The sequence below is a fragment of the Streptomyces sp. NPDC027962 genome (genome assembly GCF_055566095.1).
The window spans coordinates 129417-155295 of record NZ_JBVHTA010000011.1 but is presented as its reverse complement, the minus strand read 5'-3'; the positions used below and the strand labels follow the sequence as shown (position 1 = coordinate 155295).

The window sequence follows — 25879 nt, the reverse complement described above, 5'->3', positions numbered from 1 at the left end:
TGGGAGGGAGGAGGGGGGGGGGGGGGAGAGGGGGGGGGGGGGGTGGGGGGGGAGGGGGGGGGGGGGGGGGGGTGGGACCCCCCCCCCCCCCCCCCCCCACGACGCGTCACGGGCCCCGGCCGGGCCGCATGGGCCGGCGGTCAGCCGAAGACGGCGAGGCTCTTCGCCTTGCCCTTGTGCTCCTCGACGAGCGCCAGGAAGCGACCGTCGGGTCCGAAGACGGCGACTGGCGCACGGTCGTAGGCCGGCATGTCCAGCCGTACGCCGTTGGTGAGCAGTTTGGCCCGCCGCTCGTCCACGTCCCAGCGGGGGAAGGCGGCCGCGGCCGCCTCGGCGACAGGCATCACGGTCAGCTCCTCCTGGAGCTGGTCGAGGGTCTTCGCCGCGTCGAGGCCGTAGGGCCCGACCCGGGTGCGGCGCAGGGCCGTCAGGTGCCCGCCGACGCCCAGATCGGCTCCGAGATCGCGCGCGAGCGCCCGGATGTAGGTGCCGGAAGAACACACCACGGACACGACCAGGTCGACGACCCGGAGCCCGTCCTCCGTCGTGGTCTCACGGATGTCGTGGACCTGGAAGGAGGAGACGGTCACCGGCCGGGCCGGGATGTCGAACTCCTCGCCGCCGCGCACCCGCGCGTACGAGCGTTTCCCGTCGATCTTGATGGCGCTGACCTTGGACGGCACCTGCATGATGTCGCCGGTCAGCTTGGCCACGCCCTCGTCGATCGCCTCACGGGTGACACCGGAGGCATCGGTGGAGGATGTGACGTCGCCCTCCGCGTCGTCCGTGACGGTGTTCTGCCCGAGCCTGATGGTGCCGAGATACTCCTTCTCGGTCAGCGCCAGGTGCCCGAGCAGCTTGGTGGCCTTCTCGACGCCCAGCACCAGCACACCGGTGGCCATGGGGTCGAGCGTCCCCGCGTGTCCGACACGCCGGGTCCGTGCGATCCCGCGCATCTTGGCGACGACGTCGTGCGAAGTGAAGCCCGACGGCTTGTCCACGATGACAAGGCCGTCGGGCGGAGTCGTGCGCTGCGTCATTCCGAGGCTTCGTCCTCGTCTTCCGGCTTGCGGTACGGGTCGGCCTCGCCGGCGTACTTGGCGCCGGAGGACGCTTCACGCACCTTGGCGTCGGATGCCCGCGCCTTGTCGAGGAGGTCCTCGATCGTCTTGGCGTTCTCCGGAAGGGCGTCCGCCACGAACGTCAGGGTGGGCGTGAACTTGGTGCCCGCGGCCGCACCGACCGCGGAGCGCAGGACACCCTTGGCGCTCTGCAGGCCCGCGGCCGCGCTCGCCCGGTCCTCGTCGTCGCCGTAGACCGTGTAGAAGACCGTGGCCTCCCGCAGGTCACCGGTGACGCGGGTGTCCGTGATGGTCACGTGCGAACCGAGGCGAGGGTCCTTGATGCCGCGCTGCAGCTTCTCGGCGACCACCTCCCGGATGAGGTCTGCCAGTTTCTTCGCCCGCGCGTTGTCGGCCACTGGTCCTTCTCCTTCTTTGCCTTGCATTCAGTCTTCGTCGCTGTGGAGCCTGCGTCGAACCGACAGCAGCTCCACCTCCGGCCGGGCGGCGACCAGGCGCTCGCACTGGTCCAGCACGTCCGTGAGGTGCCCCGTGTCGCCGGACACCACGGCGAGGCCGATCTCGGCCCGCCGGTGGAGGTCCTGGCCCCCCACCTCCGCCACGCTCACCGCGTATTTCCGCTGGAGCTCGGCGACGATCGGACGGACCACGGAGCGCTTCTCCTTCAGCGACCGTACGTCGCCGAGAAGCAGATCGAAGGACAGTGTCCCCACATACATGTATGTCCGGATGTCCCGCCGGTCCGGGTTTGTTGTGCCGGGGGCCCGAAGGCTCTCCCCCGAGCCGGCACAGTCGGGTCCCCGCCCGTACTTGGCAGGGACATCCAAACCGTACACGCAACGGCCGGGGCCGATCGACGGAAATACTTCCGCCGACCGGCCCCGGACCGGTGCCGTGCGTCAGCCGCGCGGCTTCTCGCGCATCTCGTACGTCGCGATGACGTCGTCGATCTTGATGTCGTTGAAGTTTCCGAGGTTGATACCGCCCTCGAAGCCTTCGCGGATCTCGGTGACGTCGTCCTTGAAGCGGCGCAGACCCTCGATGTTGAGGCTCTCCGCGATGACCTTGCCGTCGCGGATGAGCCGGGCCTTGGTGTTGCGCTTGACCTCGCCGGAACGGATGAGGACACCCGCGATGTTGCCCAGCTTGGACGAGCGGAAGACCTCGCGGATCTCCGCCGTGCCGAGCTCGACCTCTTCGTACTCCGGCTTGAGCATGCCCTTGAGGGCCGCCTCGATCTCCTCGATGGCCTGGTAGATCACCGAGTAGTACCGGACGTCGACGCCCTCGCGCTCCGCCATCTGCGCGGCACGGCCGGCCGCACGGACGTTGTAGCCGATGACGATGGCGTCGGAGCCCATCGCCAGGTCGATGTCGGACTCGGTGACCGCACCCACACCGCGGTGCAGGACCCGGATGTCGACCTCTTCACCGACGTCGAGCTGGAGCAGCGAGGACTCGAGAGCCTCGACCGCACCGGACGCGTCGCCCTTGATGATGAGGTTGAGTTCCTGGACCAGACCGGCCTTGAGCACCTTGTCGAGGTCCTCGAGGGACACCCGGCGGACGCGCTTGGCGAAGTTGGCGTTGCGCTCGCGCGCCGCGCGCTTCTCGGCGATCTGCCGGGCCGTGCGGTCCTCGTCGACGACGAGGAAGTTGTCGCCGGCGCCCGGAACGTTGGTGAGACCCAGGACCAGGACGGGAGTCGACGGAGTCGCCTCCTCCACGTTGTTGCCCTTGTCGTCGAGCATCGCCCGGACACGGCCGTACGCGTCACCGGCGACCATCGTGTCACCGACGCGCAGCGTGCCGCGCTGGACCAGGACGGTCGCGACGGCGCCACGGCCGCGGTCGAGGTGGGACTCGATCGCAATACCCTGCGCGTCCTGGCCGGGGTTGGCCCGCAGGTCGAGCGAGGCGTCGGCGGTGAGGACGACGGCCTCGAGCAGGGAGTCGATGTTGAGACCCTGCTTGGCGGAGATGTCGACGAACATGGTCTCGCCGCCGTACTCCTCTGCCACCAGACCGAACTCGGTGAGCTGGCCGCGCACCTTGGTCGGGTCGGCACCCTCGACGTCGATCTTGTTGACCGCGACCACGATCGGCACGTCGGCCGCCTTGGCGTGGTTCAGCGCCTCGATCGTCTGGGGCATCACACCGTCGTTGGCCGCCACCACGAGGATCGCGATGTCGGTCGACTTCGCACCACGGGCACGCATGGCGGTGAACGCCTCGTGACCCGGGGTGTCGATGAAGGTGATCGCGCGGTCCTCGCCGTTGACCTCGGTCGAGACCTGGTAGGCACCGATGTGCTGGGTGATGCCACCGGCCTCGCCCGCGACGACGTTCGTCTTGCGGATCGCGTCGAGGAGTCGGGTCTTTCCGTGGTCGACGTGACCCATGACGGTCACGACCGGCGGACGGGAGACCAGGGCCTCTTCGCCACCCTCGTCCTCGCCGAACTCGATGTCGAAGGACTCGAGAAGCTCGCGGTCCTCCTCCTCCGGGCTGACGATCTGGACGGTGTAGTTCATCTCGTCGCCGAGAAGCTGCAGCGTCTCGTCGGAGACGGACTGCGTCGCGGTGACCATCTCGCCGAGGTTCATCATGACCGCGACGAGCGACGCCGGGTTGGCGTTGATCTTCTCCGCGAAGTCGGTGAGCGAAGCACCGCGCGACAGGCGAATGGTCTCGCCGTTGCCGCGAGGCAGCATCACACCGCCGACCGACGGGGCCTGCATGGCCTCGTACTCCTGGCGCCTCTGACGCTTCGACTTGCGGCCACGACGCGCCGGGCCGCCGGGACGGCCGAAGGCGCCCTGGGTGCCACCACGACCGCCGGGACCACCCGGACGACCACCGAAGCCGGGACGACCGCCGAAGCCGCCGCCACCACCGGGGCCACCGCCGCCGGGACGACCGGCGAAGCCGCCGCCACCACCGGGACGACCGCCGCCGCCACCGCCGCCGGGACGACCGGCGAAGCCGCCGCCGCCACCGGGACGACCGGCACCGCCGGGACGACCGGCACCGCCGGGACCGCGACCGCCGCCGCCGGGACCGCCGCCAGGACGGGGACCGGCAGCAGGACGCTGCGGCATCATGCCCGGGTTGGGGCGGTTGCCGCCGGCGCCGCCAGGGGCGCCACCGGGACGCGGAGCCTGCGGACGGGGCATGCCGCCCGGGGTCGGACGCGCACCGCCCTGACCCTGCGGACGCGGCGCGCCGCCAGGGCCGCCCTGCGGACGCGGCGCGCCGGGAGCACCGCCGCCACCGGGGCGCGGAGCACCACCGGGACGCGGCGCCTGCGGGCGCGCCATGCCGGTGGAGCCACCGGACGTGAAGGGGTTGTTGCCCGGACGGGGACCGGCCGGACGACCACCGGGACGCGGGGCGCCCTGGCCGCCGGCGGGACGCGCCGGACGCTCGCCGCCACGGCCGCCGTCACGCTGGCCGCCGGACGGAGCCGGACGGGCAGGGCGCGGACCGGGGGTGGCACCCGCGGGACGCGGGGCCTGCGTGTTGGGGGTACCTCCCGCGCGGCTTGGCGCTGCGGGGGAGGGCTGGGCCGGAGCCGGAGCCGAGAACTCGGCTGCGGGCACCGGTGCCGCGGGCGCGGGCTTGGCCGGTGCGGGCTTGGGACCCGGAGTGGGACGCGGGCCCGGTGCCGGGGCCGCGGAGGGGGTGCTGCTCGCCGGGGCCGGCTTGGGGGCCGGTGCGCCGGGCTTGGGGGCAGCGGGACGTTCCCCCACTGCCTTAGAGGTGCCCGCGGCCTGCGCCGGGGAGGGCGCGGCAGGCTTCGAGGGCGTCGCCTTTCGGGGCGCGCCAGGCTTTGCAGCGGACTTGCCGGCGTTGCCGCCGGGCCCCTGCAGTGCGTCAGTCAACTTGCGTACAACCGGCGCCTCGATCGTCGAGGACGCCGAACGGACGAATTCACCGAGTTCTTGGAGCTTGGCCATGACGACCTTGCTCTCCACGCCGAACTCCTTGGCGAGCTCGTATACCCGGACCTTAGCCACTTCGCTCCTTTTAGGTCCGGGTTACCGCCGGACCGTCGCTACTTCATGGGCGTACTCATCGCGTACTCATCGAGTGCTCATCGCAATCTCGACCTACTTCCAACTCGCGAGGTACCTGACCGCACGGGGTTCCGTGCCGTACTTCTTTCTCTTACGGTGCTGCCTGCTCGACATGCCGCCGCAGCGCGGCGGTCTCGAGCGCCCCTGTGACCCTGAAGGCCCTCGGGAACGCCCGGCGGCGGACCGCCAGGTCGAAACAGACCGAGGCGGGGTGCAGGTACGCACCCCGGCCGGGCAGCGTACCGCGATCATCGGGGACGCACTCGCCCTCGATCACCACGATCCGCAGCAGATCGCTCTTGGCCGCTCGCTCCCGGCATCCCAGACAGGTTCGCTCAGGGCACACGCGGGCATGCGTCCGGCCAGACACGCTTAAGTCTACCTCCCCGCACCGACCTCACCCCTTTGGGGCAAAAATCGAACGGTTGTTGTCCTGATCCTGGTGGGATCTTGCTTGCCTGTCGGCACCGGCGCAAACGCAATACCGCCCCGATGCATTCCTCAGTGCTGGTCGGAGCCCTGATCCGAGCCCTGCTCGGTGTCCGGCCGGATGTCGATGCGCCAGCCGGTGAGACGTGCGGCCAGACGGGCGTTCTGCCCCTCCTTGCCGATCGCGAGCGACAGCTGGTAGTCCGGAACGGTGACCCGGGCCGAACGGGCGCCGAGGTCGACGACCTCCACCTTGCTGACGCGGGCCGGCGAGAGAGCGTTCGCCACCATCTCGGCCGGGTCGTCCGACCAGTCCACGATGTCGATCTTCTCGCCGTGCAGCTCGGCCATGACATTACGCACCCGGCCGCCCATCGGGCCGATGCAGGCGCCCTTGGCGTTCAGGCCCGAGCGGGTGGAACGAACGGCGATCTTGGTGCGGTGACCGGCCTCACGGGCGATGGCCGCGATCTCGACACTGCCGTCCGCGATCTCCGGAACCTCCAGCGCGAAGAGCTTCTTCACCAGGTTCGGGTGGGTACGGGACAGCGTCACGGACGGGCCGCGCACACCCTTCGCCACGCGGACCACATAGGTGCGCAGCCGCACACCGTGCGCGTACTCCTCGCCCGGCACCTGCTCCTGCACCGGCAGGATCGCCTCGAGCTTGTCGTCCAGCCTGACCAGGACGTTCTTGGGGTCCTTGCCCTGCTGCACCATGCCCGCGACGACATCGCCCTCACGGCGGGCGTACTCGCCGAAGGTGACGTCGTTCTCCGCGTCACGCAGCCGCTGCTGGATGACCTGGCGGGCGGTGGTGGCGGCGATCCGGCCGAAGTCCGACGGGGTGTCGTCGAACTCCTTGGGTTCCTGCCCCTCCTCCAGATCGGCCGGGTCCTCCTTGGCCCACACGGTCACATGGCCGGTGTCCCTGCTGAGCACCACACGGGCGTGGCGGCGGCTGCCCTCGGTGCGGTGGTACGCGATGAGGAGGGCCGACTCGATGGCCTCGACCAGCAGGTCGAAGGCGATCTCCTTCTCCTGTGCCAAGCCCTTCAGGAGCTTCACGTCGATGTCCACGGCTACGCCTCCTCTTCCTTCTCGTCCTTGTCGCCTTGCTTGTCCTTGCGGCTGAACTCGATCTCGACGCGCGCCTTGGCGATGTCGGCGAACGCGACCCTGCGGGCCTTGGCCTTGCGCCCCTTCACACCCGGGATCTCGAGGTCGAGCCCTTCGTCATCCACCTCGAGGATGCGGGCTACCAGTTCCTCGGCTGCTCCATCGGCGTTCAGCTGCAGCTTCACCAGGCGGCCGGTGGCGCGCACGTAGTGGCGGTGCTGGGTCAGGGGGCGGTCGGCGCCGGGGGAGCTGACTTCGAGGACGTACTCGCCCTCGCCCATCGCGTCCGTCTCGTCGAGCTTCTCGGAGATGGCGCGGCTCAGCTCCGCACAGGCGTCCAGCTCGACGCCCTCGTCGGAGTCCACGATGATCCTCAGCATGCGGCGTCTGCCGGCCCGGGAGACCTCGATCTCCTCCAGATCCAGGTCCGCGGCGCTGACGAGCGGTTCCAGCAACCCGTGCAGCCTCTCGCTCTGGGTGGTGCTCATCCGGGTGACTCCTCGGCCGCGTGTGCTGTTGTGGGATCGTCGCGTGTCGAAGAAAGGGTATCCGGTCCCGGGGGGTGTTGCCGTCCACCCACGCTGGGCCCGCAGGTACGCTCGCCTGCGGCGATGATCACTGCGAGCCCGAGGAGACATGCGTGGGGCGCATGGGGACGATACGAAGACGTGCGCTCTTGGCGACAGGGGTGGCCGCCGCCGGCCTGTTGACGGGCTGTTCGAGCGACCAACCCGCTGCCCGGCACGGGCCGGGACGCTCCGCCGACGCCGCCCGCGCCGAGGACGCACTGCGCCGACGGCTCGCGGCCACGAGCACGGCGCTGCGCGACGAGTACGACGCGGTCATCGCCCGCCACCCGGCGCTCGCCGACCGGTTGACGCCGCTGCGTGCGGCGGTCGCGAAGCACGCCGTGGCCCTCGCGGGGCCGGCGGTGTCATCCGCTCCTTCACCGTCCGTTGCGCCCGTGGCCGCGCCGTCCCCCTCGGCCACTGCTTCCTCCACTGCTTCTTCCTCGGCCTCGTCCTCCTCGGCCTCGGCTCCGGCCTCGTCCTCCTCCTCGGCTCCGGCCGAGCCCGGCGCCGCGCTGAAATCGCTGGTCGCGGCGGAGCGCCGTACCGCTGACCGGCACACGGCGGCCCTCGCCGACGCCGAGCCGGAACTGGCCCGCCTGCTGGCCTCCGTTGCTGCGGCCGGTGCCGCGCATGCGTACCTTCTGACGAAGGGGGACGTGTGATGAGCGCTGTGGACGCGGCGGGGAGGCTGGCCGCCGTACAGGCTGCGCTCGCGGCGGAGCACGCCGCCGTGTACGGCTACGGGGCGGTCGGCGGACGTGTCGGAGACGACCGGGAGAACGAAGCCGCCGCCGCGCACGCCGCGCACCGGTCACGGCGCGACGCGCTGACGCGGACGGTGCGCGACCTGGGCGGAGAGCCCTCGGCTGCCGCCGCCGCGTACGCCCTGCCCTTCTCCGTACCGGATGCCGCCGCCGCGATACGGCTCGCCGCGATCCTGGAGGAGCGGGTGGCGGGTGTCTACTCCGATCTCGTACGGGCCACCGACGGATCGTTGCGGCTGGACGCCGCGGGCGCACTGCGCGAGGCGGCCGTGCGCGCGGTGCGCTGGCGGGGCAGCGGCGTAGCCTTTCCTGGGCTCGCCGAGCGGGCCGCCCACCAGGACTGACGGGGAAAGGGAACAACGGACGTATGGCTTTCGAACCGCCGCAGCGGCTGGTACGGGCACTCGGTGAGGACGACGAGTGGCTCAGGCAGCTGCCCGGCACCGTCCAGGGGACGGTGGACCGGCGGAAGCTGGACGTCGAAAGAACGGTCGTGCCGGGCGGCCGGAGCAGCCTGGTCCTGCTCGTACGACAGCCCGACGGCACCCCCGCCGCCCTGAAGGTGGCCCCGCCCTCCGCCGCCCCGGCCCTCGAGCGGGCCGCGCTGGAGCACTGGAACGGCTGGGGCACGGTACGGCTCCTGGACACCGCTGACGAAGGGCTGCTGCTGGAGCGGCTGCACCCGGAGATGTCGCTGCGATCACTGCCCGAGTCCAAGGCGCTGCTGGAGGCGGCGGGCACGGTGCGGCGGCTGTGGACGCAGCCACCGGCCGGCCACGACTTCGAGACGGTCACGGAGCGCACGGGGCGGCAGGCGGAGACGATGCGGCACTTCGACGAGCCGCTTGTCGCCGCGGCGCTGACGGCCCGGGAGGAGTTGGTCGCGCTCGACGCCGAGGAGATGCTGCTGCACGGCAACTTCCGGCAGGGGAAGGTGCTTTCGGGTGACCGGGCACCGTGGCTGGCGGTGGGTCCGGAGCCGCTCGTGGGCGAACGCGCCTACGACCTCGCGCGTCTGGTCCGCGATCGGGTCGAGGACCTCGTCGCCTCCTCGGCGGGCGCGGCGGCGGCACGCCGCAGGGTGAACAAACTGGCGGACTCCCTGGAGGTGGACCGCGAACGCCTGCGCGGCTGGACGCTGTTCCGGGCGGTGGAGTCGGGCACCCGGGCGATTGCCGCGGGCCGGCGCGCCGAGGGTGAGCTGGCGTTGGAGTTCGCGGGCTGGCTGTAGCGGGACGCCACCGCTACGCGGGGCATGTCCCCCGCCCCACCCGGGGCCGGCCTCGGCCCCGTACCGCACCCGCGCAGTGTCCCGGGGGCGCTGCTGCGCGCGGGCCGGCTCCCCCGACCTGCCCGAACCGGGGCCGCCCCGGACCCCGCACGCGCAGTCTCCGCAACACGGGGCCACCCCACCCGGGGCGCCAAGCCCGGACCCCGTAGCGCGCCCGCGCGGTGTCTGCGCAACGCCGGGCGGGCTCCTTCGAAGCCCCGCCCGGCGTTGCATCCGCAGGAGCCCGGGGGCAGCGCCCCCGGGGAGCACGGCAGGTCAGCCGCGCAGGCGTGCCACTGCCTCCGCCACCGGGAGCTCCTCGCGCTCGCCCGTGCGGCGGTCCTTCAGTTCCACGACGCCCTCGGCCGAGCGGCGGCCCGCCACCAGGATCTTGGGGACGCCGATCAGCTCCGCGTCGGTGAACTTCACGCCCGGCGACACGCCCGCACGGTCGTCGACCAGCACACGCAGGCCCGCCTCGCCCAGTTGCCCGGCGACGTCGAGGGCCAGCTCCGTCTGGAGCGCCTTGCCGGCCGCGACCACGTGGACGTCCGCGGGGGCGATCTCGGCGGGCCAGCACAGGCCCTGCTCGTCCGCGGTCTGCTCGGCGAGCGCCGCGACCGCGCGTGAGACGCCGATGCCGTAGGAGCCCATGGTCACGCGGACCGGCTTGCCGTTCTGACCCAGTACGTCGAGCTGGAAGGCGTCGGCGTACTTGCGGCCGAGCTGGAAGATGTGGCCGATCTCGATCGCGCGGTCCAGCTTCAGGCCGGTACCGCACTTCGGGCACGGGTCGCCGTCCTCGACCACGACGACGTCCAGGTAGTCGTCGACTTCGAAGTCCCGGCCGGCGACGACGTTCTTCGCGTGCTTGCCTTCCTTGTTCGCGCCGGTGATCCAGGCCGTACCGGGCGCGACGCGCGGGTCGGCGATGTAGCGGACCTTCTCGAGTCCCTGCGGTCCGACGTAACCGCGGACGAGGTCGGGGCGGCCGACGAAGTCCTCGGCGGTGACCAGCTCGACGACCGCGGGGGCCAGGTGGTCGCCCAGCTTGCCGAGGTCGACCTCGCGGTCACCCGGCACGCACACGGCGACGATCTCGCCGTCGACCTTGACCAGCAGGTTCTTCAGCGTCGCGGAGGCGGGCACGCCCAGGTGCTCGGCAAGCGTCTCGATGGTGGGGGTGCCCGGGGTGTCGAGCTCCTCGGCGGGGCCGTGGGCGTCGCCGTCGACCGGGGCGAGGGCGAAGGTGACGGCCTCGGTGTTGGCCGCGTAGTCGCAGGAGGGGCAGTAGACGAAGGTGTCCTCGCCGGCCGCTGCCGGGGCGAGGAACTCCTCGGACGCCGAGCCGCCCATGGCGCCGGACACCGCGGAGACGATCTTGTGCTCGAGGCCGAGGCGCTCGAAGATCCGTACGTACGCCTCACGGTGCAGGGCGTACGACTCGGCGAGGCCCTCGTCGGTGGTGTCGAAGGAGTACGAGTCCTTCATCTGGAACTCGCGGCCGCGCAGGATGCCCGAGCGGGGACGCGCTTCGTCGCGGTACTTCGTCTGGATCTGGTAGAGGATCACCGGCAGGTCCTTGTAGGACGTGCACTGGTCCTTGACGAGCTGGGTGAAGATCTCCTCGTGGGTCGGTCCGAGGAGGTAGTCGGCGCCTTTGCGGTCCTTGAGACGGAACAGCTCGGCGCCGTACTCCTCCCAGCGGCCCGTTGCCTCGTAGGGCTCCTTGGGCAGCAGGGCCGGGAGCAGCACCTCCTGCGCGCCGATGGCGTCCATCTCCTCGCGTACGACGCGGGTGACGTTCTCGAGGACGCGCTTGCCGAGCGGCAGCCAGGACCAGATGCCCGCGGCGTTGCGGCGGACGTAACCGGCGCGGACGAGGAGCTTGTGGCTGAGCGTCTCTGCGTCCGCCGGGTCGTCGCGCAATGTCTTGACCATCAGACGGGACATGCGCTGGACCTGGGCCATGGTGAACTCCTGCTCGGAACGTGTGATGTGCAGGAGGTTAGCCGGGGCCTGCCTGCGGGCGGAAATCAGTTCCCCTGTCGTCGGCCCGCCGCAGCGGCAGTGGAGCGCCCATCACCGCGTACGGGCTGGGCGCGCTCGGGAACAGCACCTGGCCCGCGAGGTCCTGGTAGCCGAGCGCGCGGTACAGGGCGCGGGCCGGGCTCTCGATGTCGATCGCGGAGAGGATGGAGCGCGGCTGGTCGGCGCCGTCGGTGATGGTGGTGATCAGCTCGCGCCCGATGCCGCGGCCCTGGAAGGCCGGGTGCACGTGGAGTTCGGTGATGACGAAGGAGTCGTCGAGCCAGTGGTCGGTGCCGGTGCGGCACAGGTACGGCTCGACGACGGTGGACCACCAGTGGGTGCGGTCGTTGGGCATGCCGTAGACGAATCCGACGAGTCGGCCGGCCGGGGTGGTGGCGCCGAGGGCGTGCGCTCCGGGGCACTGCAGATGACGCAGCACGATGTAGCGGCGGATGTCGATCTCGTCGTCGCTGAGACCGAAGGCGAGCGCTTGGACGGCGAGCGCCTCGTCGACGCGTGCGGCGAGCTCGAGGGGTCCGACCATGACCTCGGGGGACTGCGGGCCTTCCCCGGTGAGTGCTGCCATGTGGCGAACCCTACTTGCCGTCGTGGCCGCTCAGGCACGGTCCGCCGGGAATCAGAACAGCACGCTCATGAAGGCGCCGACCTCGCGGAAGCCGACCCGCCGGTAGGAGGCCCTGGCGGCGGTGTTGTAGTCGTTGACGTAGAGACTGACGACCGGTGAGACGTCCGCGAGGGCGTAGCGCAGGACGGCGGCCATGCCGGTCTCCGACAGGCCGCGGCCGCGGTGTTCGGGGTCCACCCAGACGCCCTGGATCTGGCATGCCTGGGGGGTGGCCGCGCCGATCTCGGCCTTGAAGACGACCTTGCCGTCGTCGATCCGGGCGAACGACCGTCCGGCGGCCACGAGTTCGGCGACCCGGGCCTGGTAGAGCAGTCCGCCGTCGCCGGCCATCGGCGAGATGCCGACCTCCTCGGTGAACATGGCGACGCACGCCGGCATGATCACATCCATCTCGTCCTTGCGGATACGGCGGACGCCGGGGTCGGGCTCGATGTTCTTCGGCAGCTCCTCGGTGATCATGAGGGGCTGGTGGCGTCGTACGTCCCTGGCGGGGCCCCAGCTCGGTTCGAGCAGCCGCCAGAGCTGGGCGGTGGGCTCGGCGGGGCCGACGATGGACGAGCAGCGGCGGCCGGCCCGGCGCGCACGGTCGGCGAAGGCGCGTACGGCTTCGGGGGTGGCGCAGATGGGGACGAGGTTGGCGCCGGAATAGCACAGGGAGCGCAGGTGTCCGTCCGCGTACCAGCCCCACATCTCACCGCCGAGACGCCAGGGGTCGAGTCCGGCGACCTGCACACGGGCGGCGACGAAAGCATTCGTCACCGGCTCGCTCTCGAGGATGGCGAGCGCTGCGCCGAGTTCGCCGGGGTCGAGGACCCGGGTGGTGGTCTGCGTCAACACGAGGGCGCCTCATCACACGGTTTACTGGTCTGTGAACTGTACCCGGAGGGTTGGCGGCGTGGCGCGCCCGCGCGAAGGCCCCGCGGACCCTGGGGAAGGGTCGCGGGGCCTCAGGGCCTTGCGGTCAGGCGCCGGGCTCGCCCACGGCGACGACGTCCGGCGTGCCCGAGGCGACGCCGTCCTTCTCCATCTGCTCGGCGATCTTCAGGGCCTCTTCGATGAGCGTCTCCACGATCTTCGACTCGGGCACGGTCTTGATGACCTCGCCCTTGACGAAGATCTGGCCCTTGCCGTTGCCCGAGGCGACACCGAGGTCCGCCTCGCGGGCCTCGCCGGGGCCGTTGACGACGCAGCCCATGACAGCGACGCGCAGCGGCACCTCCATGCCCTCGAGTCCGGCGCTCACCTCGTCGGCGAGCTTGTAGACGTCGACCTGGGCGCGCCCGCAGGAGGGGCAGGAGACGATCTCGAGCCGGCGCTGGCGGAGGCCCAGCGACTCCAGGATCTGGATGCCGACCTTGACCTCCTCTGCCGGCGGGGCCGAGAGAGAGACGCGGATCGTGTCGCCGATGCCCTCGGCGAGCAGGGCGCCGAAGGCGACCGCGGACTTGATGGTGCCCTGGAAGGCGGGGCCGGCCTCCGTCACCCCGAGGTGCAGCGGGTAGTCGCTCTGGGCGGCGAGCTGGCGGTAGGCGTTGACCATCACGACCGGGTCGTTGTGCTTGACCGAGATCTTGATGTCGCGGAAGCCGTGCTCCTCGAAGAGGGACGCCTCCCAGAGCGCGGACTCGACGAGCGCCTCAGGGGTGGCCTTGCCGTACTTCTCCAGCAGGCGGCGGTCGAGGGAGCCGGCGTTGACCCCGATCCGGATCGGGGTGCCGGTCTCGCCTGCGGCCTTGGCGATCTCCTTGACCTTGTCGTCGAACTGCTTGATGTTGCCCGGGTTCACCCGTACCGCGGCGCAGCCCGCGTCGATGGCCGCGAAGACGTACTTCGGCTGGAAGTGGATGTCCGCGATCACCGGGATCTGCGACTTCTTGGCGATGGTGGCCAGCGCGTCCGCGTCGTCCTGCGTCGGGCACGCCACGCGCACGATCTGGCAGCCGGAGGCCGTGAGCTCCGCGATCTGCTGGAGCGTCGCGCCGATGTCGGACGTCCTGGTCGTCGTCATGGACTGCACCGAAACCGGTGCGTCGCCGCCGACCGCGACAGAACCGACCTGGATCTTCCGGCTGACCCTCCGGTCGGCGAGCTTCGTCGGAACGGACGGCATTCCGAGAGAAATTGCAGTCATCTGCTGTGCAACCCCAAGGTGTGGATCGAGGTCCCGAGATCGGCGGGCTCCAGCACCCGAGATTACGGCACTGGCGTTCGCCCGGGCACATCGCGCAGCGTAGTCCACCCAAAGGTGATGGCCGGACACAAACCGTGTCCGGCCATCACGGAGGTGGCGGGCCGGGCCGCCCCCGCAGGGCTCAGCTGATCTTCACCGGGTTGACGATGTCGGCCACCAGCACGAGCAGCGTGAAGCAGATGAAGATCCCCGCCACCACGTAGGCGACGGGCATCAGCTTCGCCACGTCGAACGGGCCCGGGTCGGGGCGCCGGAAGACCTTTGCGATATTGCGCCGCACCGACTCCCACAGCGCTCCTGCGATGTGCCCGCCGTCCAGCGGCAGCAGCGGCAGCATGTTGAAGAGGAACAGGGAGAGGTTGAAGCCGGCGAGCAGCATCAGGAAGGTCGCGACGATGTTGGTCGTCGGCACGTCCAGATTGAGCACTTCGCCGCTGAGGCGTGCGGCGCCGACCACGCCGACCGGCGAGTCGTCCTTGCGCTCGCCGTCGCCGAAGGCGGCGTCCCACAGGTCCGGGACCTTGGACGGCAGCGCGACGATGGCTTCCGCGCCGTTCTCGATCATGTCGCCCATGCGGTCCGCCGAGTCGACGAACGACAGCGGAAGGATCTCGGTCTTCGCCGCGAAGCCGAGGTAGCCCGCCGGGACGAACTTCCCGGGGACGACCTCCCCGTCCTCGTCCTTCTTCGCCACCGTGTTCTCGATGAGGGTCGCATCGAGGACCTTCTGGGCGCCGTCGCGGTCGACCGTGATGGTGGCCGGGCCGATCGTGTCCCGGATACGGGTCGACAGGGTGGCCCAGTCCTCGATGGGCCTGCCGTTGAACGCGACGATCTTGTCGCCCTCCCGCAGCCCGGCGGCGAACGCCGGCGACTCGGGGTCGCCCTTGGCGCAGGTGTCGCGGTCCTCACTCTGGGCGATGACGCACTTCTGGACACCGGCGACCTCTGTGGTCTGGGTCGGGGAGCCGAACGTCATCATCACGCCGAGGAAGATCGCCACGGCGAGCACCAGGTTCATGAACGGTCCGGCGAACATCACGATGACGCGCTTCCACGGCTTGCGCGTGTAGAACAGCCGCGTCTCGTCGCCCGGCTTCAGCTCCTCGTAGGCCGCGGAGCGGGCGTCCTCGATCATCCCGCGCCACGGCGAGGTGGAACGGGCCTCGATACGGCCGTCCTCCCCCGGCGGGAACATGCCGATCATGCGGATGTAGCCGCCCATGGGGATGGCCTTGATGCCGTATTCGGTCTCTCCCTTGTGCCGTGACCAGAGCGTCGGACCGAAGCCGACCATGTACTGGGGCACGCGGATGCCGAAGAGCTTGGCCGTGGAGAGGTGGCCGAGCTCGTGCCAGGCGATGGAGAAGAGCAGCCCGACGGCGAAGAGCGCGATGCCCAGAAAGGTCAACAGAATCGTCATGCGCGAGCCTCCGCCGTTGCTTTCGCTGCCGTCTCACGGGCCCTGGCCCTGGCCCAGGTCTCCGCTTCGAGGACGTCCGCCACCGTCAGGGAAGTTCCCGACGCGGGGGTGCCGTGCTCGGCGACCACCTCGGTGACCGTATCCATGATGGCGTTGAACGGCAGCCTTCCGGCGAGGAATGCCTCCACGCACTCCTCGTTCGCGGCATTGAACACCGCCGGCGCCGTTCCGCCCAGCTCCCCCACGTGGCGGGCGAGACCCACCGACGGGAACGCCTCGTTGTCGAGGGGGAAGAACTCCCAGGTCGAAGCCGTCGACCAGTCGAAGGCGGGAGCCGCGTCCGGGACCCGCTCGGGCCAGCCGATGCCGATGGCGATGGGGCCGCGCATGTCGGGCGGGGTGGCCTGGGCGAGCGTCGAGCCGTCGGTGAACTCCACCATGGAGTGAACGTACGACTGCGGGTGGACGACGACCTCGATGCGGTCGAAGGGGATGTCGTACAGCAGGTGCGCCTCGATGACCTCGAGCCCCTTGTTGACGAGCGTGGCGCTGTTGACCGTGATCACCGGGCCCATGGCCCAGGTCGGGTGCGCGAGGGCGTCCTCGCGGGTGACGTTCGCCAGCTCCGCCTTCGTGCAGCCACGGAAGGGCCCGCCGGAGGCCGTCACGACCAGCTTGCGCACCTCGGCGCGGGTGCCCGCGGCGAGCGCCTGGAAGAGCGCGGCATGCTCGGAGTCCACGGGGATGATCTGCCCGGGCTTGGCGAGCGCCTTGACCAGCGGCCCGCCGACGATGAGCGACTCCTTGTTGGCCAGGGCGAGGGTGCGTCCGGCTTCCAGGGCGGCGAGCGTGGGGGCGAGACCGATCGAGCCGGTGATGCCGTTGAGCACGGTGTGGCACGGGGAGGCGGCGAGCTCCGTGGCGGCGTCGGGGCCGGCCAGGACCGTCGGCAGCGGCTCGCCGCCGTACTGCTCGGCCAGTGCCTCGCGCAACGCGGGCACGGCGCCCTCGTCCGCCACCGCGACCGTGTCGACGCGCAGCCGCCGCGCCTGCTCGGCGAGCAGACGGACCCGCCCGCCTGCGGCGGACAGCGCGGTGACACGGAAACGGTCGGGGTTGCGCAGGACGAGGTCGATGGCCTGCGTGCCGATGGACCCGGTGGAGCCGAGGACGACGATGTCCCGGCGGCCTTCGGAGGCGTCGAAGACGAGATGCGGGTCTGCGAGGGGAGATGGGCTGTCGCTCATCCCCCCATTGTGGCTGCACTGTCCGTCGGCCCGGACAGGGAGGCCCGGTGACCGGAGCGGAGCGGCACAGCGGCGCGGGGCACGTCCGGCGTGCGGACGTGCCCCGCTGCGGTCCCGTCAGCGGATCGGGCGGTGGACGTTCTCCCGTACGGTCGGGCCCGGCGCGGCGTCCGCGATCCACGGGCCTTCGCCGCTGGCGTCGACGATGCCGTCCTCCAACCAGCTGTAGGTGCCGGACAGCACACCGTTCACGACCTTGCGGTCGAGGTCGTCGGTGTTCGACCAGAGTCGGGTGAAGAGCTCCTCGACGCGGATGCGGGCCTGCCGGCAGAACGCGTCCGCAAGCTGGTACGCCTCACGGCCGTGGTCACCGGAGGTGCGCAGCAGTTCGGCGCGCACGCAGGCGGCGCTCATCGCGAAGAGCTCGGCGCCGATGTCGACGATCCGGCCGAGGAAGCCCTGTTTGGTCTCCATCCGGCCCTGCCAGCGGGACATGGCGTAGAACGTCGAGCGGGCCAGCTTACGGCTGTTGCGCTCCACGTAACGCAGATGCGTGGACAGGTCCCGGTGCCCGGCGGGGTGGAACTCCGCGTACGTGCGGGGCAGTTGGCCCGGGCCGGTGACGAGCTTGGGCAGCCAGCGGGCGTAGAAGGCCGCCGCGTTGGCGCCCGCCTTCGCCTTGGCGGACATCGGCTTGTCGGGGTCGATGATGTCGCCGGCGACGGCCAGGTGCGCGTCGACCGCCTCTCGGGCGATGAGCAGGTGCATGATCTCGGTCGAGCCCTCGAAGATGCGGTTGATGCGCAGATCGCGGAGCAACTGCTCGGCGGGTACGGCCCGTTCGCCGCGCGCCGCCAGCGACTCCGCGGTCTCGAAACCCCGGCCGCCACGGATCTGGACCAGTTCGTCGGCCATCAGACAGCCCATCTCCGAGCCGTACAGCTTGGCGAGGGCGGCCTCGATGCGGATGTCGTTGCGGTCCTCGTCGGCCATCTGGGAGGACAGGTCGACCACGGCCTCGAGCGCGAACGTGGTGGCGGCGATGAAGGAGATCTTGGCCCCGACGGCCTCGTGTTTGGCGACCGGCTTGCCCCACTGCTCACGTACCTCGGACCACTCGCGGGCGATCTTCAGGCACCACTTGCCGGCGCCGACGCACATCGCGGGCAGCGACAGCCTGCCGGTGTTGAGGGTGGTCAGTGCGATCTTCAGGCCCGCACCCTCGGGGCCGATGCGGTTCTCGGCGGGGACTTTGACCTGGTGGAAGCGGGTGACGCCGTTCTCGAGGCCGCGCAGGCCCATGAAGGCGTTGCGGTTCTCGACGGTGATGCCCTCGCTGTCCGCCTCGACGACGAAGGCGGTGATGCCGCCCTTGTGCCCCTCCGACCTGGGGACACGGGCCATGACGACGAGCAGGTCGGCGACGACGCCGTTGGTGGTCCACAGCTTGACGCCGTCCAGGACGTACGAGTCGCCGTCGGGGACGGCGGTCGTGGCGAGGCGGGCCGGGTCGGAGCCGACGTCCGGCTCCGTGAGCAGAAAGGCGGAGATGTCCGTGCGGGCCAGCCTCGGCAGGTACCGCTGCTTCTGCTCGTCGGTGCCGAACTGCTTCAGCGGCTGCGGGACGCCGATCGACTGGTGCGCGGACAGCAGCGCGCCGATCGCCGGGCTCGCGGTGCCGACGAGCGCCAGCGCCTTGTTGTAGTACACCTGGGTGAGGCCGAGGCCGCCGTACTTGGGCTCGATCTTCATGCCGAGTGCGCCGAGCTCCCTGAGCCCGTTGATCACGTCGTCGGGGATCCGCGCCTCCCGCTCGATGAGCGCGCCGTCGATCTTCGTGTCGCAGAAGTGGCGCAGCTTCGAGAGGAACTCCTCGCCGCGCCGGGTCGCCTCACCGGTCGGCATCGGATGGGGGTGGATCAGGTCGAGACGGAAACGGCCCAGGAACAGCTCCTTGGCGAAGCTGGGCTTCCGCCAGTCCTGTTCGCGCGCCGCCTCCGCGACCTGTCGTGCCTCGCGCTCGCTGATCTTCGGGGTGTGGGGCTGATGCAGGGGCTTGTCCGTTGGAGCGGACATGAGGCTCACCTCGCCGCGAATCGGGGGCCCGCCGGGGCATTTACCGGCCGGTGCTACCCGTTCGTACTACCCGATTCCCGGCACTCCCACCATCCCGCTTACGGCAGTGGGGTCAACGACAGGACGGCCGGAGCCCCCGCACAGTGGGCTCCGGCCGCCGGTCCGTCGCGTACGGTCCTACAGCGCCAGTCCGGTGAGGACCAGCACCCGCTCGTACGTGTAGTCGTCCATCGCGAAGGCGACACCTTCGCGGCCGACGCCGCTCTGCTTGGCGCCGCCGTACGGCATCTGGTCGGCGCGGTAGGACGGGACGTCGCCGACGATGACGCCGCCGACCTCGAGGGCGCGGTGAGCGCGGAACGCGGTCTTCACGTCGTGCGTGAACACGCCCGCCTGCAGGCCGTACTTGGAGTCGTTGACCGCCGCGAACGCCTCGGCCTCGCCGTCGACCCTCGTCACGGTCAGCACCGGCCCGAAGACCTCCTCACAGGCGAGGGTGGCATCGGCGGGCACGTCCGTGACGACGGTGGGCGCGTAGCTCGCGCCGTCGCGCTTGCCGCCGGTGAGCAGCTTGGCGCCGCCCTGCACCGCCTCGTCCACCCAGGACTCCACACGCTTGGCGGCATCCTCGCTGACGAGCGGGCCGACGTCGGTGGCGGAGTCGGACGGGTCGCCCGTGACCTGCGCCTCGACGGCCGCGACGATCTTCGGCAGCAGCCGGTCGTAGACGACTCCGTCGGCGATCACTCGCTGCACGGAGATGCAGGACTGGCCGCCCTGGTAGTTGGAGAAGGTGGCGATGCGGGTCGCCGCCCAGTCCAGGTCCTTCTCGGACGCGAAGTCGGCGAGGACGACCGCCGCGCCGTTGCCGCCCAGCTCGAGGGTGCAGTGCTTGCGCGGGACCGAGTCCATGATCGCGTAGCCGACCTTGTCGGAGCCGGTGAAGGAGATGACCGGCAGGCGCTCGTCCTTGACGAGGGCCGGCATCTGCTCGTTCGGGACCGGGAGCACGGACCACGAGCCCGCCGGCAGCTCGGTCTCGGCGAGCAGCTCGCCGAGGATCAGACCGGACAGCGGGGTCGCCGGTGCGGGCTTGAGGATGATCGGCGCGCCGACGGCGATCGCCGGGGCGATCTTGTGGGCACAGAGGTTGAGCGGGAAGTTGAACGGCGCGATGCCGAGCACGACGCCCTTGGGAAAGCGGCGGGTGAGAGCGAGGCGGCCCTGGCCGCCGGCGTCGGTGTCGAGGCGCTGGGCCTCGCCGCCGTTGAAGCGGCGGGCCTCCTCCGCGGCGAACCGGAACACCGAGACCGCACGGCCGACTTCGCCGCGGGCCCACTTGACGGGCTTGCCGTTCTCCGCGGAGATCAGCTGCGCGATCTCCTCCGTCCGCTCCACGAGACGCTTCGACACATGGTCGAGGGCGGCCGCGCGGACGTGCGCCGGGGTGGCGGCGAAGTCGTCGATCACGGCATGGGCGGCGGCGACGGCCTCTTCGACCTGGGCCTCGGTCGGTACGGAGACCTTGCCGACGAGACGGCCGTCCCACGGGGAGGTGACGTCGAAGGCGGTCTCGCCGGTGGCCTGGCGGCCGGCGAGCCAGAAGGCGTGGGTGGAAGTCATGCGGGTCCCGGCCCTTCCGAAGTAGTGGGATGTGCGCTCGGTTGCTCTCTCCACACGGTAGGGCCGCGGGCCTCCCCGGTCGTTTGTCCGGCATGGAGTGGTCACCCGCCCCGGCTGGCCGCTTTGGCGCGTCAGCGGCGTCGCTCCGTGGACACGATCAGGCACACGCCCGCCACGACGACGGTGCCGCCCGCCGCGATCGGCCAGGACAGCCGCTCGTCGAGAACCAGAGCGCCGAGCAGCACGGCGACGACGGGGTTGACATACGCGTAGGTGGCGACGAGCGAGAGCGGCGCGGTGTGCAGCAGCCAGGCGTACGCCGTGAACGCGAGGAGCGAGCCGAACACGACGAGGTAGGCCAGGGCGGCCCAGGAACGGGTGGAGACGTCACCGGGATCGAAGCCGTGGTGCTCGCCCCGGCCCAGCGCCACGAGCGCGCAGCCGATACCGGCCGCCACCATCTCGTACGCGCCGGCGGCGAACGGGTTGGCCGGCATGGGGATGCGGGACGACACGAAGGAGCCCACCGACCACATCAGGGTCGCGGCGATCACGGTGAGGACTCCTCCGATGCGCACCTCACCGCTGAGCCCGGGCAAGGTCAGCACGGCGAGACCGGCGAGCCCGAGCGCCACACCGGCGTACGCCCCGGGGCCGGGACGCTCGCCGGAGACCCTGCGCAGGACGACGACCCAGGCCGGGACCACGGCGACCAGCAGTGCGGCGAGGCCGGAGGGAACGGAGGTCTCCGCAAGGACGACCAGACCGTTTCCGCCGAGAAGCAGCAGCAGCCCGACGGCCGCGGCGGAGGCGAGCTGCGGCTTCGTGACCTTGAGCGCCGAGAGCCCGTGCCGCCAGGCGACGAGCGCGCCGAGGATCAGGCCGGCGACGACGAACCGGCCTGCAGCGGAGATGAACGGCGGCATCGTCTCGACGACGATGCGGATGCCGAGATAGGTGGAGCCCCAGACGACGTAGACGATGGCGAGAGCGGCCCAGACGGCCCCGGATATCCGGCGGGGGCCCGATGCGGAGGCGTCGGAAGGGGCGGAGAGGCCCGGAGAGGAACCGCGGACATCGGGTGCCGGCTCGGCGGCGGGGCTTGTCATGCGCAGGAGATTAGGGATTCGAGAGGCTCGAAGCCAACAATCCTGCCCGAGTTCGGGCAGAATTCGGGGTTTTCGCTGCGCTGTGCGCTGCGGGGCGGGCACGGGTCGCTGCCGCGGCGGAGGCGGGTCGCCGACGCGGCGGACACGGCGGCGGCCTGGCTGCCGCGACTCGACGTCACGGCCGTGGCAGCGGGCGCGGCGGCGGCCTGGCTGCCGCAGTGGTCGCTTCACGTTGCCGCGACTGTGGCAGCCCTCTGACATGGCGATCGCGGCCCGCGCTGCCGGGACCGTTGCGGCGCGCTACCGTGGCGGGCGCGGTGCCGGCGGTGCGGGTCGCTGCCGAGACTGTCGTGGCCGACGTGGCTCGCTAGCGCGACTGCGGCGGCTCGCCCGTCGCCTTGAGTGCGAGCCACAGCTCCATCCGCACGTCCGCGTCGTCCAGCGAGCGCCCCAGGATCTCCTCCACCCTGCGCATCCGATAGCGCAGCGTGTGCCGGTGCACGCCAAGGTCGGCGGCAGCCGCGTCCCACTGGCCGTGGCGCGAGAGCCAGGCTCGCAGCGACGCGACGAGGTCGCCGCGTCCCGTTGCGTCGTGCTCGTACAGCGCGCGCAGCATGCCGTCCGCGAAGGCGCGTACCGCGTCGTCGGCGAGCAGCGGCAGGATCGACCCCGCCGCCAGTTCCTCGTGCTCGACCAGGGCGCGCCCCCTCCGCCGGGCCACGGAGAGCGCCTGTTCGCACTGCTTGTACGCCCCGGCAGCCGCTATCGGGCCGGTCGGCGCGGAGAGTCCGACGAAGACCTGGGCCTCGTCCGCGTCCTTGGCCGCGTACGCCGCAAGGCACGCGGTGGCCACCGCGCCGCCGTCCACGGCGAGCGCCACGATCCGGTCCTCTGTGCCGTCGGGGACGACGAGGACGGTCTCCCCGGCACGCGCGGCCGCCGACTCGAGGGCGTCGGCGAAGGCGCCGAGCGCGCTCGGCGCACCGTCGCCGTCCGGTTCTCCGGCGGGTTCGGCGATGAGCAGCCGGAAGGGGGCGTCGAGCAGCCCCCCGTACAGATCGCCGGCGACCGCACGGGCGTGGTCCGGCTGCCCGGAGAGCAGCATCCGCAACACCGCTGCGCCCAGGCGCTGTTCGGCGGCCTGAAGCGAACGGGACCGCTCGGTGGACAGCGTCAGCAGGGCGACTGCGGAGTGCACGGCGTAACGCTCGGAGGTGCCCAGCGGGGCTCCCGTGCCGACCGCCAGGGCGCCGCGGACCCGGCGTCCGGTGCCCAGCGACTGGAGCTCGACCCGGTCGTCCTCGTCCGTGTCGCCGACCACGGCGCTCGCGGGCGCGGCGCGCTCGCGCAGCCGCTCGACGTCGGCGGTGAGCCGGGCCGCGCGGCGGGCGGCCCACTCGGGTGCCGCGGCGACAACGGCGCCGGAAGTGTCGTACAGGGCGGCCCACCCGTCGACGTACGCGGCGAGCCGTGCGACGACCGCGGCGGGCCCCTCGGCGAGCGCGGCCCGGGTGAGCTCGCGCTGTGCCTCGAATCCGGCGGTCACGGCCCGGTACTGGTCGGCCGCGATCGCGGCGGAGACGGCCTTGCTGATGGCGAGGAAGGGTGTGCGGCGCGGTACGGCGAGGAGCGGCAGCCCCTCCTCGCGTGCGGCCTCGACGAGGGCGTCCGGGATGTCCTCGTAGTACACGCCGACCGCGAAGCCGAGGCCGACCACTCCGGCACCCACCAGCCGGCGCACATAGCGCCGCATGGCCTCGCGGTCCTCCGCGTCCAGGGTCATGGCAGTGACAAGCAGCAGCTCGCCGCCTTCCATGTACGGCACGGGGTCGGCGAGTTCGCTGACGTGGGCCCACCGGACGGGCGTCTCCAGCCGGTCCTCCCCGGCACGCACGGTGAGCTTGAGCGCAGAGTGCTGGACGAGCGAGGCGAGGGTGGGCGGCATGGGACCAGGGGCCCTTCGAGGCAGGGAACGACGGTTCGGATTTCGCCGTCCCGTATGAACGGCGTACCTCGATTCTGCCAGGGCGTAGCAGTCGGTGGCGCCGCCCGGCCGCTCGCGTGCCTCGGTGACACCGCTTGGCCGATCGCGCGCCTCAGGTCCGCAGATCCACCAGCAGTGGGGGCGCGTGCTCCCCTCTTACGGTCGCCAGGGACAGCACCGCGTGACCTGCCGGCACGGCGTGGGCGAGGTCGGAGGCCGACCAGCGGGCCCGTTCGACCTCGCGCACGGTGATCGCCTGCGCGGTGGCCGCCTTGCCGGTGGCCAGGCGGCGCATCATGTGCAGCGCCTTGGTGAGGGGCTCGTCGGCGATGATCTGCCGGTTGGTCACGTCACGGGTCTGGACCCACTCGGTGCCCCAGGTCTCCGCGAACCGGCCGCCGTCCCAGGGCGCGAGCCCGGAGAAGGCCATCCGGCAGCCGACCGCGCCGAGCAGCGGACCGCGCAGCGGCTCCGGCACGTCCTCGAGGGTGCGCAGCGCGAGGACGACCCCGGCGTGCGCGGACCTCAGCCGCTGCAGCGCGCGCACCGAGTCGGCGGTGACGGTGTAGGTCGCGTCGTCGAGGACCAGACAGGCGAAGAGGGAGCGGTCGGAGCGGGTGAGCGCGGCCTCCGTGAACTGGGCCAGCATCAGCCGGGCGATGATCCGTGAGGCCTCGGCGTGGCCGCGCTCGGGGAGGTCGACGCGGACCCGCAGGGGGTGCTCGATGGCGCGCAGCGAGAAGGGCCGCCCACCGCCGTCGGTGCGGAAGAACTGCGCGAACGCGGGGCGGTCGAGGAAGGCGATCCGTTCGGCGAGCAGCACGCCGATGTCGTCGCCGCGGGCTGACTGCCGTTCCCGGGCGTCCAGTTCACGCAGCTGGGAGGCCTCCCCTGCCTCCTCCAGGGCGGCGCGCAGCGCACTGATCGCGGCGGGGGCGCCGCCGAGCAGCTCGCGGAGATCCGCCACGGCGGGGAAGTGTCCGTGCACACACTGGTACGGCCCGATCAGCTGGGCCAGCGCGGTGGCGGCGCGCCGGCTGTCGCCGCCGGGCAGATTGGCGGCGAGGTCGCCGACAAGGGCCTCCGCGAGCATCCGGGCGGCCTCGTCGGGTTCCTCCGCGCCGCCGTAGAGGTCCAGGTCGTGCGTGGAGTCGGGCCGGCCGACGGAGATCACCAGGTCGAAGTCGCCGTCGGGGGCAACAGCCGTGCCGTGGGCCGTGACGGCGACGACGGCGGCGCGGTTGGCGAGCGCGAGCAGGCACAGGGACTCGACGACGGGCCGCACGAGCCGCACGCTCTTGCCCGATCCGGAGGGGCCGACGGCGAGCAGCGACGTACCGAGCAGCGCGGGCTCGAGGGCCACGCCGGTGGTGCGGCGGGCATAGGGGTTCCGGGCGTCGTCGACGACGGTACCGATCTTGACCTGGCCGGTCGCGAGGTCGTGTGTCGCCGTGCGCACCGGCAGATCCCGCATTCCGGACGGGTGGGCGCAGGCCGCCGGACCGTGCCTGCGCACGGTGTCGGCGAAGGCGGCGAGCCGCTCGGGCCGCGCATGGACCCCCTGCCAGGCTCGCCGGATCCGCGCGTAGTCGACGTCCCCCAGCGTTCCGGCGCGTGCGGCCTGTGCGAGGTGACCCGCGGCCTCGGTCAGACCCGCGCCGCGCAACTCGGGCCAGTCGGCCGGGTCCGCGTCGGGGGCGGGGGGCGGCGGGGTGACGGGCTTGTCACGGCGGACGACGTAGCGCCGCCAGATCTCGGGGACGTTGCCGATGCGGGCGAAGAACACCAGCATGCCGCCGCCGATGACCGCGTAGTAGATGTAGCTGGCGTTCGCCCAGGTCGTCGCGTCGGCCCGCCAGGAGTCCGGGGTGAGGACCAGGAGCGGCCAGAGCCAGTAGCGGCCGAGGTAGCCGTTCCACAGCAGGGACCAGAGCAGCCACCCGGTCAGCAGGGCGATGAGGGCCCCGGAGAACAGCCGCCTGGCGGGAACGAGTTCCGGCTCCTCGTCGGGTCGCGGCCGGTGACCGAGCCGCCACACGCCGGGCTCCGCGGAGGGCCTGGGCGTCCGCAACCACTCGAGCAGGGCAGGGCGGGTGGTGGGCGCGTGGCCGGGCAGGGCGGGTGTTCCGGGCGGCACGGACGGTACCTCCGCCGGTGGTCCGGCGGGACGAGGCACGGGATTGGCGCGTGTGTCGCGTGCGTCGAATGTGCCTTCGGATTCCATGAACCGCTGC

The 25879-nt window shown here is 71.5% G+C and carries 21 protein-coding genes; 3 read left to right on the top strand and 18 right to left on the bottom strand.

Annotated elements, in window-relative coordinates:
* Positions 1-140: 140 nt before the first annotated feature.
* From truB to rimP, 7 genes are all read right to left on the bottom strand, one after another.
* Positions 141-1040, bottom strand: coding sequence for a tRNA pseudouridine(55) synthase TruB (gene truB, locus ACZ4SA_RS13625; RefSeq protein WP_468273442.1), 900 nt, complete (start codon positions 1038-1040; stop codon positions 141-143).
* The gene (gene rbfA, locus ACZ4SA_RS13620) at positions 1037-1480 is read right to left on the bottom strand and encodes a 30S ribosome-binding factor RbfA (RefSeq protein WP_356629673.1); all 444 of its coding nucleotides are present in this window, start codon (positions 1478-1480) and stop codon (positions 1037-1039) included. Before rbfA ends, truB begins: the two co-directional genes overlap by 4 nt.
* Positions 1481-1507: 27 nt before the next feature.
* Positions 1508-1801: a DUF503 domain-containing protein gene (locus ACZ4SA_RS13615; protein ID WP_468273440.1), complete on the bottom strand. Its 294-nt coding sequence runs from the start codon at positions 1799-1801 to the stop codon at positions 1508-1510.
* Positions 1802-1981: 180 nt separating this feature from the next.
* A complete protein-coding gene (gene infB / locus ACZ4SA_RS13610; RefSeq protein WP_468273437.1) occupies positions 1982-5101 on the bottom strand; it encodes a translation initiation factor IF-2 in 3120 nt (1039 codons plus the stop codon).
* 151 nt (positions 5102-5252) lie between these two features.
* Complete coding sequence (locus ACZ4SA_RS13605; RefSeq protein WP_468273435.1) at positions 5253-5531, bottom strand: YlxR family protein; 279 nt, start codon at positions 5529-5531, stop codon at positions 5253-5255.
* A gap of 131 nt (positions 5532-5662) precedes the next feature.
* Positions 5663-6670, bottom strand: a complete 1008-nt coding sequence (gene nusA / locus ACZ4SA_RS13600; protein ID WP_468273433.1) for a transcription termination factor NusA — start codon at positions 6668-6670, stop codon at positions 5663-5665.
* 2 nt (positions 6671-6672) lie between these two features.
* Positions 6673-7197 carry a ribosome maturation factor RimP gene (gene rimP / locus ACZ4SA_RS13595; RefSeq protein ID WP_468273431.1) on the bottom strand — a complete coding sequence of 175 codons (525 nt, stop codon included), beginning with the start codon at positions 7195-7197 and terminating at the stop codon, positions 6673-6675.
* A 188-nt stretch (positions 7198-7385) separates the two neighbouring features.
* Here rimP and ACZ4SA_RS13590 point away from each other — a divergent pair, with 188 nt between their 5' ends.
* Genes ACZ4SA_RS13590 through ACZ4SA_RS13580 form a run of 3 tightly spaced genes read left to right on the top strand, consistent with a single transcriptional unit; the run spans position 7386 to position 9276 of the window.
* On the top strand, positions 7386-7943 hold the full coding sequence (locus ACZ4SA_RS13590) for a hypothetical protein (protein WP_468273429.1): 558 nt from the start codon (positions 7386-7388) through the stop codon (positions 7941-7943).
* Entirely contained in the window at positions 7943-8389 is a 447-nt protein-coding gene (locus ACZ4SA_RS13585) for a ferritin-like domain-containing protein (protein WP_468273427.1), read from the top strand. The genes ACZ4SA_RS13590 and ACZ4SA_RS13585 overlap by 1 nt, the downstream gene beginning before the upstream one ends.
* Positions 8390-8412: 23 nt before the next feature.
* A complete protein-coding gene (locus tag ACZ4SA_RS13580) occupies positions 8413-9276 on the top strand; it encodes an aminoglycoside phosphotransferase family protein (protein ID WP_468273425.1) in 864 nt (287 codons plus the stop codon).
* A 315-nt stretch (positions 9277-9591) separates the two neighbouring features.
* Here the strand turns inward: ACZ4SA_RS13580 and ACZ4SA_RS13575 are convergent, their stop codons facing one another.
* The 11 genes from ACZ4SA_RS13575 to ACZ4SA_RS13525 form a co-directional block, all read right to left on the bottom strand.
* The gene (locus tag ACZ4SA_RS13575) at positions 9592-11286 is read right to left on the bottom strand and encodes a proline--tRNA ligase (protein ID WP_468273422.1); all 1695 of its coding nucleotides are present in this window, start codon (positions 11284-11286) and stop codon (positions 9592-9594) included.
* Positions 11287-11323: 37 nt separating this feature from the next.
* Positions 11324-11932, bottom strand: a complete 609-nt coding sequence (locus ACZ4SA_RS13570) for a GNAT family N-acetyltransferase (RefSeq protein WP_468273419.1) — start codon at positions 11930-11932, stop codon at positions 11324-11326.
* Positions 11933-11983: 51 nt separating this feature from the next.
* The gene (locus tag ACZ4SA_RS13565; protein ID WP_468273418.1) at positions 11984-12829 is read right to left on the bottom strand and encodes a GNAT family N-acetyltransferase; all 846 of its coding nucleotides are present in this window, start codon (positions 12827-12829) and stop codon (positions 11984-11986) included.
* A gap of 124 nt (positions 12830-12953) precedes the next feature.
* Positions 12954-14123 carry a flavodoxin-dependent (E)-4-hydroxy-3-methylbut-2-enyl-diphosphate synthase gene (ispG, locus tag ACZ4SA_RS13560; protein ID WP_468273416.1) on the bottom strand — a complete coding sequence of 390 codons (1170 nt, stop codon included), beginning with the start codon at positions 14121-14123 and terminating at the stop codon, positions 12954-12956.
* Between the two features lie 181 nt (positions 14124-14304).
* Complete coding sequence (locus tag ACZ4SA_RS13555) at positions 14305-15606, bottom strand: M50 family metallopeptidase (protein WP_468273413.1); 1302 nt, start codon at positions 15604-15606, stop codon at positions 14305-14307.
* Complete coding sequence (gene dxr, locus ACZ4SA_RS13550; protein ID WP_468273411.1) at positions 15603-16853, bottom strand: 1-deoxy-D-xylulose-5-phosphate reductoisomerase; 1251 nt, start codon at positions 16851-16853, stop codon at positions 15603-15605. The genes ACZ4SA_RS13555 and dxr overlap by 4 nt, the downstream gene beginning before the upstream one ends.
* 117 nt (positions 16854-16970) lie before the next feature.
* Positions 16971-18929 (bottom strand): acyl-CoA dehydrogenase family protein, encoded by a 1959-nt coding sequence (locus ACZ4SA_RS13545; protein ID WP_468273408.1) that lies wholly within the window; start codon positions 18927-18929, stop codon positions 16971-16973.
* A gap of 177 nt (positions 18930-19106) precedes the next feature.
* Positions 19107-20552 (bottom strand): aldehyde dehydrogenase family protein, encoded by a 1446-nt coding sequence (locus tag ACZ4SA_RS13540; protein WP_468273406.1) that lies wholly within the window; start codon positions 20550-20552, stop codon positions 19107-19109.
* A 131-nt stretch (positions 20553-20683) separates the two neighbouring features.
* A complete protein-coding gene (locus ACZ4SA_RS13535) occupies positions 20684-21661 on the bottom strand; it encodes an EamA family transporter (protein ID WP_468273404.1) in 978 nt (325 codons plus the stop codon).
* 367 nt (positions 21662-22028) lie between these two features.
* Positions 22029-23606, bottom strand: a complete 1578-nt coding sequence (locus ACZ4SA_RS13530; RefSeq protein ID WP_468273402.1) for a PucR family transcriptional regulator — start codon at positions 23604-23606, stop codon at positions 22029-22031.
* Positions 23607-23757: 151 nt separating this feature from the next.
* Positions 23758-25869 carry a type IV secretory system conjugative DNA transfer family protein gene (locus tag ACZ4SA_RS13525; RefSeq protein ID WP_468273399.1) on the bottom strand — a complete coding sequence of 704 codons (2112 nt, stop codon included), beginning with the start codon at positions 25867-25869 and terminating at the stop codon, positions 23758-23760.
* Between the last annotated feature and the right edge of the window lie 10 nt (positions 25870-25879).